Origin of the sequence: Paenibacillus sp. GCM10027629 (genome assembly GCF_042676425.1) — a bacterium.
GTDB lineage: Bacteria > Bacillota > Bacilli > Paenibacillales > Paenibacillaceae > Paenibacillus_K > Paenibacillus_K terrigena.
Map to the genome: position 1 here is coordinate 195,288 of NZ_JBHTGZ010000005.1, position 14,701 is coordinate 209,988.

10 protein-coding genes are annotated in these 14,701 nt (G+C 50.1%); 8 read left to right on the plus strand and 2 right to left on the minus strand.

All coding sequences use genetic code 11. The features are described 5' to 3' along the window. The first annotated feature begins 101 nt into the window (after positions 1 to 101). From ACFQZR_RS06875 to cydC, 5 genes are all read left to right on the plus strand, one after another. Complete coding sequence (locus ACFQZR_RS06875; protein WP_379344222.1) at positions 102 to 1,127, plus strand: FUSC family protein; 1,026 nt, start codon at positions 102 to 104, stop codon at positions 1,125 to 1,127. 315 nt (positions 1,128 to 1,442) lie between these two features. After that, positions 1,443 to 2,861, plus strand: coding sequence for a cytochrome ubiquinol oxidase subunit I (locus tag ACFQZR_RS06880; RefSeq protein WP_379344922.1), 1,419 nt, complete (start codon positions 1,443 to 1,445; stop codon positions 2,859 to 2,861). Further along, positions 2,848 to 3,864 (plus strand): cytochrome d ubiquinol oxidase subunit II, encoded by a 1,017-nt coding sequence (gene cydB, locus ACFQZR_RS06885; RefSeq protein WP_379344224.1) that lies wholly within the window; start codon positions 2,848 to 2,850, stop codon positions 3,862 to 3,864. The genes ACFQZR_RS06880 and cydB overlap by 14 nt, the downstream gene beginning before the upstream one ends. Further along, positions 3,864 to 5,591 carry a thiol reductant ABC exporter subunit CydD gene (gene cydD / locus ACFQZR_RS06890; protein WP_379344226.1) on the plus strand — a complete coding sequence of 576 codons (1,728 nt, stop codon included), beginning with the start codon at positions 3,864 to 3,866 and terminating at the stop codon, positions 5,589 to 5,591. Before cydB ends, cydD begins: the two co-directional genes overlap by 1 nt. Then, on the plus strand, positions 5,588 to 7,366 hold the full coding sequence (gene cydC / locus ACFQZR_RS06895) for a thiol reductant ABC exporter subunit CydC (RefSeq protein ID WP_379344228.1): 1,779 nt from the start codon (positions 5,588 to 5,590) through the stop codon (positions 7,364 to 7,366). The genes cydD and cydC overlap by 4 nt, the downstream gene beginning before the upstream one ends. 361 nt (positions 7,367 to 7,727) lie before the next feature. Here cydC and ACFQZR_RS06900 read toward each other — a convergent pair whose 3' ends face one another. Then, complete coding sequence (locus ACFQZR_RS06900; RefSeq protein WP_379344230.1) at positions 7,728 to 8,561, minus strand: LysR family transcriptional regulator; 834 nt, start codon at positions 8,559 to 8,561, stop codon at positions 7,728 to 7,730. 132 nt (positions 8,562 to 8,693) lie between these two features. On the opposite strand from ACFQZR_RS06900, the gene ACFQZR_RS06905 reads away from it, so the two are divergent. Continuing rightward, positions 8,694 to 9,434: an SDR family NAD(P)-dependent oxidoreductase gene (locus ACFQZR_RS06905; RefSeq protein ID WP_379344232.1), complete on the plus strand. Its 741-nt coding sequence runs from the start codon at positions 8,694 to 8,696 to the stop codon at positions 9,432 to 9,434. A 145-nt stretch (positions 9,435 to 9,579) separates the two neighbouring features. Here the strand turns inward: ACFQZR_RS06905 and ACFQZR_RS06910 are convergent, their stop codons facing one another. Then, entirely contained in the window at positions 9,580 to 12,075 is a 2,496-nt protein-coding gene (locus ACFQZR_RS06910) for a galactose-binding domain-containing protein (protein WP_379344234.1), read from the minus strand. Positions 12,076 to 12,634: 559 nt separating this feature from the next. Between ACFQZR_RS06910 and phnX the strand changes: the two genes are divergently transcribed. Next, entirely contained in the window at positions 12,635 to 13,465 is an 831-nt protein-coding gene (phnX, locus tag ACFQZR_RS06915) for a phosphonoacetaldehyde hydrolase (protein WP_379344236.1), read from the plus strand. 48 nt (positions 13,466 to 13,513) lie between these two features. Then, positions 13,514 to 14,629, plus strand: coding sequence for a 2-aminoethylphosphonate--pyruvate transaminase (phnW, locus tag ACFQZR_RS06920; RefSeq protein WP_379344238.1), 1,116 nt, complete (start codon positions 13,514 to 13,516; stop codon positions 14,627 to 14,629). The last annotated feature ends 72 nt before the right edge of the window (positions 14,630 to 14,701 follow it).

Genomic DNA, 14,701 nt, shown 5'->3' on the forward strand with positions numbered 1-14,701 from the left:
TCGATAGAGGTTTTCTCATAACTTGCCAACGCGCTGATGCACCATGTAATATTAGGCTGTACAGAGAACTCAGCACGTTGACAGAGGGAAGGAGGTGCGACATGGCATTAGGACCGCGTGTATTAAAAACAGGAATTGCTGTCGCGATGGCACTATATATCAGTATGTTTCTTGGATTCCAGACGCCTGTTATTGCAGCCGTTGCCGCGATCTTTGCTATGCAGCCTTCTATTTATCGTTCTTGGCGTTATTTCTTGGACCAGCTTCAGACGAATACATTGGGTGCAGCTATTGCACTTCTCGTCGGCATGGCATTCGCGAATGATCCACTCATTATTGGTTTAACTTGTATTATTGTGATTATGATCTGTCTGAAGATGAAAATGGAAGAGACCATCGGTCTGACGCTCGTGACGGTCATTGCCGTGATGGAAGCTTCTGGGCAATGGGATTTCGCATTAAGTCGATTCTTACATACGCTCGTCGGGATTGGTTCGGCTTTTGTCATTAACATTCTGTTCTTCCCGCCGAAGCCGAATGTACAGTTCTTGAAGCAGATAGATGCTGTCTTTAATAGGATGTCGCTGCTCCTTAGGACCGCCATCTCCGATGAGATGAAAGAATCCTCTTTCCGCTCCGAATACCATGCACTCGAGACGGAAATGTTGTCCTTGCATGATAAATTTAATTTGTTCGAAGAAGAAATCAAGAAGATCAAACGCGCCAAGTATCGCAGATCGCGGCAGATTGTTGTCTACAAACAGATGCTGAACACGCTCCAGAAAGGGCTTGAAGTGCTGGAGACGATCGATAATCATTACTTCCAATCCACACGAACGCCGGAAATCAATGCAGCCTTCGACAGACATTTGGAGCTGCTTGAGAAAGCGCATGAATTAGTCCTGTTGAAATTAGACGATAAAATGAAGCCGGAGCTGGAGAGTATCGAACAGATGGAGATCGAGAACGAGAAATTCCTCCAGACGGTCATGCAGAAAATTCATTTCGACGATGGCTCTCGCCGATTATCAATTGTCGCAGCTGCTTGCTATGAATACGGGTATCAGATTGCTCGACTGGATCGACTCGCAGGACATGCAGATATTGAGGAGAAATCTTCAGCATAAGATGGAAAAAAGAGACCCGGGTGTAAGGCATGCTTATAAGGCAGGCCTAGCACTCGGGTTTTGTTATGATAAAATGAAGTTTTTATTTTTGGACGGGCTGCCTTGAATGCAAGTGCATTTGACCTTCTTTTCTGTCTTTTTCAGGGCATTGTGTGACGAAATCGGGAATGTTCCCTTGCGAAAACGGATTCGCGCGAGATAATGTGATAAAAATCACATTAGAATATTCGAGGCCATGACAGAATACAGGAAGGAAGTGGGGCGGGGAGCCTTCGCCTCCAAATTAAAATGTTATCGAAAGGTGGATATGAACGGATGGATGCTGTATTTCTGGCAAGATTACAATTCGCATCGACGACAATCTTTCACTTTATCTTCGTACCGATATCCATTGGTCTTGCGTTAACGATTGCAATTATGCAGACCATGTACGTCGTTAAAGGCAAGGAAGAATACAGAAGCATGGCGAAATTCTGGGGTAAATTATTTCTCATTAACTTTGCAGTTGGGGTTGTTACGGGGATTCTGCAAGAATTCCAGTTCGGGATGAACTGGTCAAACTACTCGAGGTTCGTCGGAGACGTCTTCGGGGCGCCGCTGGCGATCGAAGCTTTGCTCGCGTTTTTCTTAGAATCGACGTTTATTGGTCTATGGATTTTCGGATGGGATCGACTATCGAAAAAGGTACATTTGGTCTGCATTTGGCTCGTTAGCATCGGTACGATTATCTCCGCATTCTGGATCTTGCTTGCGAACTCATTCATGCAGCGTCCAGTTGGATTTCAAATTCTGAATGGCCGCGCGGAGATGAATGATTTTTGGGCCCTGATCACGAATGGCCAGCTGCTCGTAGAGTTTCCGCATACGGTATTAGGTGCATTTGCAACAGGTGCATTCTTGATTACGGGGATTAGTGCTTACAAGCTGCTGAAGCGTCAAGATGTGCAATTTTTCAAGAAGTCTTTCCATATTGCGATTATTATTGGTCTGATTTCCTCTGTCGGTGTGGCGCTGTGGGGGCATCAACAAGCACAATATTTGATTCATACGCAACCGATGAAAATGGCTGCCAGTGAAGCCTTGTGGGGCAAGAGTGGCGATCCCGCGGGTTGGACGGTCTTCGCGACCATCGATCCGAAGAAGCAAGAGAATGGGATGGAGATTCAGATTCCGTACTTGCTGAGCTTCTTGTCATATAGTAAATTTTCCGGTGAAGTTAAAGGGATGTTAGAACTGCAAGCAGAATATGAGGCGACTTATGGTCCGGGGAATTATATTCCACCGGTACGCACAACCTTCTGGAGCTTCCGCATCATGGTTGGAGCGGGATCCCTGATGATTCTTATGGGTCTATATGGTACGTTCCTGGCGTGGCGCAAGAAGCTGGAGCAGCCGAACAAATGGTTCATGCGTTTGATGGTCTTAGGCATTTCGTTACCGTTCATCGGGAATACGTTCGGATGGATTATGACGGAGATTGGGCGCCAGCCTTGGACGGTCTTCGGATTAATGCGTACGGAAGACAGTATCTCACCGAGCGTAGGTGCGGGGCAGATTCTGTTCTCGGTCATTGCTTTTTCAACTATTTATCTGATTCTGGCGATTATTCTTGTCTATCTATTCATCAAAGTGATTCGCAAAGGGCCTTATGCGCCGGATGATCACCATGATGAACATTCCCATGATCCATTCGATCAAGTTGTGAAGGAGGAGAAGCAACATGCACTTACTTAATGATCTCTGGTTTGTTCTAGTGGCGGTGCTGTTCATTGGGTTCTTCTTCCTCGAAGGGTTTGACTTCGGTGTCGGGATGTCGACGAAATTGCTCGCAAGAACGGATGGAGAGCGACGCGTGTTGATCAATTCGATCGGTCCTTTCTGGGACGCGAATGAAGTCTGGTTGATTACTGCAGGGGGCGCGATGTTCGCGGCTTTCCCGAACTGGTATGCGACCTTGTTCAGTGGATATTACACACCGCTTGTGTTCCTATTGCTAGCTCTGATCGGGCGCGGGGTCGCGTTCGAATTCCGGGGTAAAGTCAAACATGAAAAGTGGAAAAAGACATGGGATTGGGTTATTTTCCTCGGCAGCTTATTGCCGCCGTTATTGCTTGGTGTCGTCTTCGCAGGTTTGATCAAAGGGCTTCCGATTGACGCACAGATGGAAATGAAAGCTGGCTTGTTCGATATGGTGAACGGGTACACGCTCGTTGGCGGTCTAACGGTCGTAATGTTGTGCCTCGTGCACGGTCTGATGTTTACAACATTGCGTACGGTGGGAGACTTGCAAGTAAGAGCGCGTAAGCTCGGACAGATGCTGCTCATTCCACTTGGGATATTGCTTGCAGCTTTCGGGATCATGACATATACAATGACGGATGTGTTCGAAGTTCGCGGCGGCATTCTTGCAGCGGTCGGCGTCGTTGGCCTCATTGCGTTCTTGTTGTCAGGTTACTTCATGAAAGTAAAAAAAGACGGCTGGGCGTTCGGGATGACAGGTGCGGTGATCGTGTTGTCGGTCGCATCGGTATTTATTGGATTGTTCCCACGTGTTATGATTAGTTCGATTGATCAAGCGTTCAACTTAACAATTGATAATGCAGCATCGGGAGCGTACTCCCTTAAAGTTATGACGATTGTAGCGTTAACCTTGCTGCCATTCGTATTAGGTTATCAGATTTGGAGTTACTTCGTATTTCATAAACGGGTTCACGAGAAGGAGCACTTGGAATACTAATGGGAAAAGACATAATGGGATTGAAGGGGGCAAAGTCGGTGCTTGCGCTGACGGCCTTCCTGACCCTTGTTCAAAGTGTGTCTATTATATTGCTGGCGACATGGCTGGCGGAGGTCATCTCCGCCTTGTTCGCTGGCCAACCGCTGCAGGAACAGTACGGCAAAATGGCCATGTTCCTGTTTGCTTTTATATTGCGGCAGATCACGGGTCTTGCGATGCAGAAGATAGCCTATCGGTTCGCGGAGACAACGGGCAGAGATTTGCAGCAACAGCTGCTGCAGAAGCTGTTCGAGCTTGGCCCTCGGTTCGCGAAGAAGGAAGGAACGGGCAACCTCGTGACGCTCGTGCTCGACGGCATAACGCAGTTCCGCACCTATCTGGAGCTGATCGTTCCGCGGATGATGGGTGTGGCGATTACGCCAGCGCTTATTGTCCTCTTTATCTTCGTGAAGGATCCAACAGCGGCACTTATCTTGATTGTGACGTTACCGATTCTGATCGCTTTCATGATCTTGATTGGGCTTGCGACGAAGAAGCATACCGAGAAGCAGCTTGAGACCTACCGGAAGCTATCGAATCACTTCGTCGATTCCTTGCGCGGACTCGAGACGCTAAAGTTCCTCGGCCGTAGTCGATCCCATGGGGATACAATTGAACAGGTGAGTGATCGCTATCGCAGCGCGACAATGAAGACGCTGCGGATGGCATTTCTCTCTTCTTTTGCGTTGGATTTCTTCACAATGCTGTCGGTTGCTTCGGTGGCGGTCAGCTTAGGGCTGCGACTCATTAATGGCGAGATGGGGCTTGAGGTTGCGCTGCTCGTGCTGATCCTTGCGCCGGAATATTTCTTGCCTGTGCGAATGGTCGGAGCGGACTATCATGCGACGCTCAAAGGGAAAGAAGCCGGGAAGGCCATGCAAGCGATGATTGCGGAGGAAGGGCTGAAGGTTGGAGTGTCGGTACTTCCGGTAGGATTCACATGGACGAAGGACAGCGTTCTGTCGTTATCGCATGTGAATGTTCAGCATGAAGTGGAAGGGCCAAGTTCCTTGCAGGACGTATCGCTTGAGATTGCAGGCATGAAGCGCATCGGGATCATCGGGGAGAGCGGCGCAGGCAAATCGACGCTCATCGATGTACTAGGCGGCTTCTTGCAGCCGAATGTGGGCACGTTCCGATTGGATGGCGTGAACATCCCGGGGCTACATGATGCAGCATGGCGCGGAGAGACGACGTATATTCCGCAGCACCCGTATATTTTCGATATGTCGCTCGCAGATAATGTGCGCTTCTATCGTCCAGAGGCTTCGGATGAAGAGGTGGCGGAGGCCACTGCGGCCGCAGGACTTCAAGAACTGGTGGCTCAGCTTACGCATGGCATGAACGAGGTGATCGGAAATGGCGGTCGGCAGCTCAGCGGCGGGCAGGAGCAGCGGGTTGCACTGGCACGGGCTTTTCTAAGTGATCGATCGGTTATTCTGTTGGATGAACCGACAGCTCACCTAGACATTGAGACGGAGATGGAGATCAAGGAGACCATGCTTCCGCTGTTCGCGGGTAAGCTCGTGTTCCTCGCGACACATCGATTGCATTGGATGCCGGATATGGATCTCATCCTGGTGATGGATCAAGGCCGGTTAGCTGAGATGGGGACGCATGATGAGCTGCTTGCGCAGCGCGGCGTCTATTACGGACTGATGACAGCAGAAATGGAGGGGATATCGTGAGAGAAGAATCGTGGTTCCGTCCTTACGTTCGGCAACACGGATGGCGGTTCGCCATGGTCATTGCACTGTCCCTCTTGACTGTGCTGGCAGCGAGCTCGCTCATGTTCACGTCCGGCTTCTTGATCTCGAAATCGGCACTCCGTCCGGAAAATATTCTGCTCGTCTATGTCCCGGTTGTCTTAGTGCGTACGTTCGGGATCAGTCGCGCAGTTATTCACTATGTAGAACGTCTGGCTTCGCATGATGCGATTCTTCGCATTTTGTCCAAGATGCGGGTTCGGTTGTATCGCATGCTCGAACCGCAAGCTTTGTTCATCCGTTCGCGGTACCGGACGGGGGATGTGCTTGGGGTACTCGCGGACGATATCGAATATTTGCAAAATGTTTATTTGCGCACCGTATTTCCGACGGTAGTCGCACTCATCATGTATATTGCTGTAGTCGTCTTGCTAGGTTGGTTCGACATCGGCTTCGCGTTCTTGATGGGGTTGTATTTGTTCGTTCTCGTCTTCGTACTGCCAGGTGTATCGTTATGGATCACGCATTCACGGCATGAGCAGATGAAGCAGCAACGCAGCCGGTTATACCGTAAGCTGACGGACGCCGTGCTTGGCATGGGCGATTGGATGATTAGCGGGCGTGCTGCGCAATTTGCCGCAGCCTATGAAGCGGATGAACAGCGAGTAGCGGCGATTGAGCGTTCACTCAGCCGCTTAGCACGCGTACGTATGTTCATTGCGCAGTGTATCGTGGGGCTCGCAGTCGTCTCGATGGCGTATTGGTCGGGGCAACAAGCGGCGGAGGGGTCGTTCACTGTTACGCTGATCGCAGCGTTTACGCTCGTCGTCTTCCCGCTGATGGATGCATTTCTGCCGGTCTCGGAGGCGATTGAGAAGATTCCGCAGTATCGCGATTCGCTCGGGCGTCTGAATGAGATGAGAGATGACGGCGGGGACCTTGGAGTTGATCCTTCTGCGACAGGATTACCGCTTCTTGCGGGGCAAGCTGCGTATATTCAGCTTACAGATGTCTGTTATCGTTATCCATCATCGGAGCAGCTGGCAAGAGACGCTGCCGATCCGCAGGCTTCAAATTGGACGCTAGAGGATATCCAGCTTGATCTGCCGCAAGGGAAGCGCGTGGCGATCATCGGCCGCAGCGGCGCAGGGAAATCGACGCTGCTCAAGCTTGTGCAAGGCTCACTGGTGCCGAATAGCGGGCATGTGCATATCAATGGCGTTCCCGCGTCTCGTTATGGGGAGCAGATTGCCTCGGTTGTCTCGGTGCTGAATCAGCGGCCGCATCTGTTCGATACGACGGTGGCGAACAACATTCGCCTCGGGCGCGCGGATGCTTCGGATGAGGAGATCGCGCAGGTGGCCCGGCAGGTCAAGCTGGATCAGCTCATTGCATCGCTGCCGGAAGGGTATGCGACGCCGATGCTCGAGACCGGGCAGCGGTTCTCCGGCGGCGAGCGGCAGCGGATCGCCCTCGCGCGCGTGCTGCTGCAGAACACGCCCGTCGTCATCCTCGACGAGCCGACGGTGGGCCTCGATCCGCGCACGGAGCGCGATCTATTGCAGACGATCTTCCGTGCGCTGCAAGGCAAATCGCTGCTCTGGATCACGCACCATCTGGTGGGCGTGGAGCTGATGGACGAAGTTATCTTCATCGAAGATGGGCGCGTTGCGATGCGAGGTACGCACGCAGAGTTGATGCGGGAGCCGCGGTATGCGAAGCTGTACCGGTTGGATCGCCCGCAGATCCATACATGAATAGAAAGGCGGTATCTACGATGGAAGTCGTGGGTACCGCCTTTTTTGTGTATAGCAGAGGAGAGGTATTGGGGGCCGTAAGTAAGTACACGCTACAATGGATTCTATCCACGATAGGAGGTGTGTTTCTGCACGATTTCGGGGCTATGTTGGATCCTAGCAGGATAGACGACCCAATAGGCGCCAAGGTTAGCGAAATGATGGAAAGTTAGTGCGAGATTCCATGATAGCGTACGAAGTAGGATGCAAAGTCCGAAAGTTGCTGCAAATATCCAAGATAGGAGATGGATGAAGTCATATCCTCATGAGATCTATCCGTAACAAACGGCAGCAAACTCTAATACCTCGTAACGTGCCTTTGCTACTTGTCCTTTTCCAACATCTGAATGAAGCTTGTAAGTGCCTCAGGCTTTGCCGCCGTTCGCTTGACGATAAATTGAATCCCGACGTGGCGCAATCCATCAGGTAGAGGAATACAACTCACATCTGGCGGGACGACACTCTTCGGCAATAAAGAGATGCCCATGCCTTCTTTGACACCTGTCAGAATGGCGTTCAGCGTATCGAATTCCATGACAGACACAGGCTGTTGATCCTGTTGATCGAACCATTCAAGCAAGCGTCGTCGATATGGACAATCGGGAAAAGCATTAACAATAATAGGTTGTTCCAGCGGATGAGAATCACTCGATGACGATATGAGTACGAGTTCCTCCTCCCAGTTCATGACGGCTTCGACGTGCTCATCATGGAATTGATCGCTAATGAACGCACCATCGAGCTCGCCATGTGCGACATGTCGAAGCAACTCCATTTGATTACCAGTCTTCATGGATATCTGTACTTGCGGAAAGTCGCGGTTATATCGGCTAAGCAGAACTGGCAGGCGCTGAGCGGCAAAGGTCTGTGTAGCCCCGATCCGCAGGACAGCTTGGGCTGGCGTCGCAGCTACTTCTTTTTTACCTTCTTCCAGTAAGTTAATCACTTGGTTCGCGTAGTGAAGCAGCTTCTCGCCCGCAGGCAAGAGCGTAACCCCTTTGTTTGTGCGTTCGAATAGGGGGACGCCGAGCTCCTGCTCCAGCTTTTGAATGCGAAGTGTGATATTGGACTGCACGTACCCTAATCGATCAGCTGCTCTAGAGAAGGATAATTCCTCGGCAACGCATTGGAAAATTCGAAGCTCGGGACTTTCCATGACAATCCCTCTTTTCCCAGTATCAGTTTTATTAATAGTCAGTATGATATCTAACAATTATACAACGAGATTAGGGGGCAGTACGATGGTAACAGAAGGACAGCAACGAAAGGAAAGGATCGGTGAATCTCGATGGAATTGCAAAATAAAGTGGTGTTAGTAACGGGTGGAGGAACAGGCGTAGGTCGGGCAACAAGTATCCTGCTTGCGAGAAAAGGGGCCATCGTCGCGGTGAACTATTCCAGATCGGAAGCGGAGGCTCTTGCAACCGTCCAAGTGATCCGGGACAATCAGGGTCAGGCGATTGCCGTCAAAGCGGATGTATCCAATGAGCAAGAGGTGCAGCAGATGATTGCGAACATTGTGCATAAGTACGGGAACGTAAATTATCTCGTGAACAATGCGAGCATTACGGCGCAGCTTCCGATGAGCGACCTGGATGCCGTGACGGATGAGACGTGGGATCGTCTGCTCGCCGTGAATGTCAAAGGGATGTTCTATACGGTGAGAGCTGTGGCTCCGTATATGAAGAAGAATGGAGAGGGTGCGATCGTGAATCTCGGCAGCGTCGCGGGAACGACAGGGCTTGGCTCCTCGCTGCCTTACGCCGTATCCAAAGCAGCCGTGCACGGACTGACCAAGTCGCTCGCCCATGCGCTTGCGCCAGATATCCGCGTTAATGCGATTGCCCCGGGCGCAGTCGACACACGATGGTGGGCAGGCCATGAGGCGAAGATGCATCAGTTGGCAGGCAGCATCTTGCTGCAGCGGATATCGACACCGGAGGATATTGCGGAGTCAATCGTCTCTATGCTGCTGCAGAAGTCACTGACGGGCCAGATCATCACCGTGGATAATGGTCAGACGATGTAGAACGAAGCCTTGCGAGCGGCACCATTGGATGAATACAGAGGGACGGGGTACAAGCTAAAAAAAGCCCAGCACAGTGTATCGTGCATGGGCTGGTTTTGTTATTAGGGTAAGAACCCGATATCAGGTTTTACGCGTTGCGAGTGGATCAGCTGCCGTATACTGCGAATTCATAAAGGGAATACCAGTAGCCGGTGCCTTGATTTGTCGCGAGCATCCTTACATACCTTGCATTTAACGGTTCGAAGTAGATGTCGTCGATGCCGCCATCGCCCTCCGATGTCACATACACATCCGACCAGTTGAGTCCATCGTTCGACAACTGAATCCTGTAGCCCTTCGCATAAGCAAACTCCCAGTTTAGCTTGACATTATTGACGCGGTACTGTTGTCCGAGGTCGACGTAGATCCATTGTGGGTTGGAATATAGACTGGACCATCTGGTCGTCAGGCTGCCATCTACCGCTTTATCGGCCGTGTATGCGGCTGTCTCGTTGGAAGAGGAGGTTGCTGATTTGTTCAGCGCTAGATTCGGTTTGCCGTAAATCTGGAATTCGTACAAGGAATAGCCGTAGAAGGAGTAGGCTCTTTGCGTCCCGTACATCCGGACATATCTCGCGTTAACCGCAGCAAAGGAGATGTCGTCGATACCGCCGTCGCCCGTTGTCGTGGTGTACACGTCCGTCCAATTAGATGCGTCGTTGGACACTTGGATTTTGTAGCCGATGCCAAAGGCGAGCTCCCAATTCAGTATGACGCGATTCACGTTATACGTCTGCCCGAGGTCGACCGTGATCCATTGCGGGTCTGCGAATGTGCTGGACCATCGCGTCGTTCCGTTGCCGTCTACCACATTGTTTGCCGTCAAGGTGGCATCCTGATAGGTGGATGACGAAGCCGTCTTGTTCAATGCTAGATTGGCAGTTAAGCCAGATCCTACGCTATCTCCGAATATTTGGAACTCATAAATGGAGTAGCCGTACATCGTTCCCCGTTCCGTTGCGCTCATTCTCACATACCTTCCCGTTATAGGGGCGAAGGCGATATCGTCGACGCCGCCGTCGCCTGTCGTTGTCGTATAGACATCCGTCCAGTTGGTTGCATCGTTCGATACTTGGATCTTATAGCTCTTTCCGTACGCGTACTCCCAGCTCAATTTGACCCGGTTCACGTTATACGCTTGCCCGAGATCGACGTAGATCCACTCGTTGTTTGAATACTGCTGGCTTGACCACCTCGTACCTGGCAAATTGTCGATGGCTTTGGCCGCGGTGTTGGAAGAACTCTGGTTCGTAGAGGCAACGGCCGTTTTACCGGTTGCCAAATTGCCCGGAATTGTGTACGTCCCTTTGGTGAATTTGTAGATGTCTTCATACATCTGTCTACCGTCATAAATGCCGTTAATGCCGCTGTTGTTCTTGTTTTTATAGAAGTTATAAATCGCGAAGATATCTTGGTACCAGCCCTTGATCGCTCCCGTCATATATCCGTATTCAGCGCCGGCTTTTAAGTAATTATCGAACCGGTTTTTGAAATCGAGGTCGTGCATCGCCCTTTCGTCAAATTCCATCTCAATGCCTTTATTGTATGTTGTAGCTTGGTTGGTTACAGCGGTCATTCTCGAATAGTCTGAACTCGGAACGAAATAGTGGTTAGGCTGCTGAATCGTGAAATCAAAGGTGTAGTTCTGCGAGTTGTTGCTTTGCCCCGCGCCGAAATACGGAATCCAGGCATATTTTAAGCCAAGGGTGTGCAGATAGTTACCTGTGTTATTAACCGCATTCACTTCACCCTGATTGTACACGTCGATATCTTCGTGGAACCAATAGAAGCCTTTTAATTCAAGGTTGCTGTAATTGGCCTGGTTCCATCTGCTTCGTACGGTATTGATATACCACTTGGTGACCTTGGTCAGATTGCTCGGGTTCGCATTCAGGTTCTCGCTGATGCCGTCATTATCGACATCGCCGAAATTGGTGATTTCGCTGTTGGGGTAAGGAATCATAATATAGACTTTGGATTTATAACTTGGTTGGTTGAGTGTGGTCGCAACCTGTTGGGTGGCCTGATTCAGGGCATCGAGTTGTTGATTGGCGGTGAACAGGCGGTTCATGTACCACTCCCAATCCGTCTTATAGGTCCACTTGGCAGAGTCCGCTGTATCGCCGAAATCTCTATAATCGGGGGTATTGATTCCTAGGAACAGAAATGAGTCGAAAAAAGTGTCGTCCATCGTGTTACTGCTGTTGTAGTGCGCAACATAAGGCAATAATGTATTTTTGTCATATGTGCCGAGTTCTTTTCCCTCGTATGTCGTTCGACCGCCGTAATATCCCGTATACAACAAGGCCATATTCTTCACATTTCCAGATGCTGCGGTGTTGGGTGGAAAATATCCCGTCGCAGCGGCAGCAACGGCTTCGGTATCGAGTGGCTGCTCAAGGTCTGGTGAAGGCTCCGGTTGTGGTTCGGGCTGACTAGGAATTTCGGGTAACGTCTGTTGATCCCCGGGCTGCGTAGCCTCTGGCGGCGTATCCCCTTCTGCCTTCGCTACCGATGGATGAATCGAAAAAACAATCGAGAAGATTAGCGCAAATAGTAACAACAACGAAATTCGTCTTTGATGCCCCTGACTACGTTTCATTTTTCATCCCCATTTCTTAGATTGAAATGATAGTTACGTTGTTACAAGTCGAGTACATGGGATTTGCCCGGGCGCCCATTCACTCCAAGAGGCCTCTTCACAGTTAATACTATGAGACAGATTCATGCGTGCTAAATAGATATTTTCTTACTTTTGATATACACTTCTTTACTTTCATGACATTTTCTCACCTAAAAATAAAAAACCTTCCATTAACCTGACAAAATATTGGTAAAATTTATCATTTTCCTAGGTATATCCCCTCCAAGTTGACAGACCACGCGCATTGGATTTCTTATGCGTTGTGAGCGGCTTGGAGGGGATTTTGTTTTCGGGGCCCCAGCAAAGCACCACTTTGTGGGGTTATTTAGCGCCAGGACAAGGCATTATGAATATTACGTAAATATGGCTGTAGGCAATTGACACTACCCTAGTGGTGTCTTATGATTTGATCATAAACACAAGTGAAAACAACTAAAAACAATTAAATAAAATTAATAAAATAGGTATTAATTGTTTTTCGGGCGAATCTAATCATTTAAAAGGAGTGTGTGTGGCGATGGCATTACCGTATCAAGGGAAAATAAAAGGCGTTATATTTGACTGGGCAGGGACGATGGTGGACTATGGTTGTTTTGCTCCATTGCTTGTATTCGTCAATGTATTTAAGAAGTGGGAGATTGAGATTACAGCCGAAGAAGCGCGTGGGCCGATGGGCATGCTGAAGCGTGATCATATTAAGGCGCTGCTCGCGATGGAACGTATTGCGGGATTGTGGCAGGAGCGCTACGGAAGAATGCCGGAGGAAGCCGATGTCGATGCGCTATACGCTGATTTTGAGCCGATGTTGTTCGCAGATTTAGCACGTTATACCGATCCGGTACCGGGAGCATTGGAAGTCGTTGCGAACCTCAGAGAACGTGGCCTTAAGATTGGTTCAACGACGGGATATACGGCAGAAATGATGGATATCGTCGCGGCAGAAGCGAAACGCAAAGGTTATTTCCCAGATACACTCGTCACACCAAATGATGTGTTCGCAGGACGACCTTACCCTTGGATGTGCTACCGCAACGCGGAACTGCTCGGCATCTATCCGATGGGAGCGATGGTCAAAGTCGGGGATACAATCAGCGATGTGTTGGAAGGCGTGAATGCCGGCATGTGGAGTGTAGGCGTGATCCAAGGCGGCAGCGAGTTAGGGCTGAGTGAGGCAGAAGTAGCAAATATGCAGGCAGAAGAACTGGAAGCTCGGATGCAAGTGGTTGAAGAGCGGTTCAAGGCCGCAGGCGCGCATTATGTGATTAAGCATATCGGAGAATTTCCAGCCTTAATCGACCGTATTAACGAACGTATTACCCAAGCTGAGGCCGTTGAGGTGTTGGTTTAGTTACAGACCGATGCTATCCATCATTTCATAATCGAGGAGCGTAACTATATGAATACTGAACTGTTAGATGATAATCCGTATTTGCTGCTCACCCCAGGTCCGTTATCGACAAGCAAGAGGGTCAAAGCTGCGATGCTCAAGGACTGGTGCACATGGGATCGCGATTATAATGATCTGGTACAGAGCATTCGCCGCCGGCTTGTTGCACTTGCAACGCAGCGTATTGAAGAATATTCTGCCGTGTTACTGCAAGGCAGCGGTTCGTATTGCGTGGAATCGGTGATCGGAAGCGCACTGGGCAGCACGGACAAATTGCTCGTCTTGACGAATGGTGCTTATGGTAAACGGATCGTTCAGATGGCTGAAGTGCTAGGGGTTCAAGTGGTGGTGCTCGACAGCGGCGAAGTCTCTCTTCCGGATTTGGATGATCTGGAATCGATGCTTCAGCAGGATCCTTCGATTACCCACGTAGCGATGGTCCATTGTGAGACGACCACGGGGATTCTGAATCCTATTGCGGAGGCGGGCCAGATTGTGAAGTTGCACAATAAAGTGTTCATCGTGGATGCGATGAGCAGCTTTGGCGGCGTGCCGATGGATGTGGCTGAGATCGGTATCGACTTCTTGATCAGCAGCGCGAACAAGTGTATTCAAGGGGTTCCGGGCTTCGGATTTGTCATCGCACGTATCGACCGGCTTCAGGCTTGCCAAGGTCAGGCGCGTTCACTCTCGCTGGATTTGTATGATCAATGGAGTCATATGGAGCAGAATGGCGGCAAATGGCGCTATACATCTCCGACGCATGTTGTGAGAGCATTTGATGAAGCGATGCTGGAGCTTGAGGAAGAAGGCGGCGTTGCAGCAAGATATGCGCGTTATCGTCAGAATCAGCAGACCCTTGTGCGCGGTATGCGGGATCTGGGATTTGAGACACTTTTGGCGGATGAAATGCATTCTCCGATCATTACATCATTCTATTATCCAGACGCATCGTTCAAGTTCGAAGACTTCTATAAGGAGCTCAAAGCTCAAGGATTCGTCATCTATCCGGGTAAAATCTCCAACGCGGACACGTTCCGCATCGGCAATATTGGCGAAGTCTATCCCGGCGATATGGAGCGGCTTGTATCTGCTGTTGGTTGTGTGGAGTCGAAAAGCTTGTAGACAATTGATAAGTCTGCCAAGGGCGATGCGAGTGCAATACCTGCATCGCCCTTCTTCATGTTCTGGATAGCG

Excerpts from the sequence above, each read along its gene's own strand:
- ACFQZR_RS06875 (WP_379344222.1), top strand. The coding sequence starts at position 102 with ATGGCATTAGGACCGCGTGTATTAAAAACAGGAATTGCTGTCGCGATG.
- ACFQZR_RS06880 (WP_379344922.1), top strand. The coding sequence starts at position 1,443 with ATGGATGCTGTATTTCTGGCAAGATTACAATTCGCATCGACGACAATC.
- cydB (WP_379344224.1), top strand. The coding sequence starts at position 2,848 with ATGCACTTACTTAATGATCTCTGGTTTGTTCTAGTGGCGGTGCTGTTC.
- cydD (WP_379344226.1), top strand. The coding sequence starts at position 3,864 with ATGGGAAAAGACATAATGGGATTGAAGGGGGCAAAGTCGGTGCTTGCG.
- ACFQZR_RS06900 (WP_379344230.1), bottom strand. The coding sequence starts at position 8,561 with ATGGAAAGTCCCGAGCTTCGAATTTTCCAATGCGTTGCCGAGGAATTA.
- ACFQZR_RS06905 (WP_379344232.1), top strand. The coding sequence starts at position 8,694 with ATGGAATTGCAAAATAAAGTGGTGTTAGTAACGGGTGGAGGAACAGGC.
- ACFQZR_RS06910 (WP_379344234.1), bottom strand. The coding sequence starts at position 12,075 with ATGAAACGTAGTCAGGGGCATCAAAGACGAATTTCGTTGTTGTTACTA.
- phnX (WP_379344236.1), top strand. The coding sequence starts at position 12,635 with ATGGCATTACCGTATCAAGGGAAAATAAAAGGCGTTATATTTGACTGG.
- phnW (WP_379344238.1), top strand. The coding sequence starts at position 13,514 with ATGAATACTGAACTGTTAGATGATAATCCGTATTTGCTGCTCACCCCA.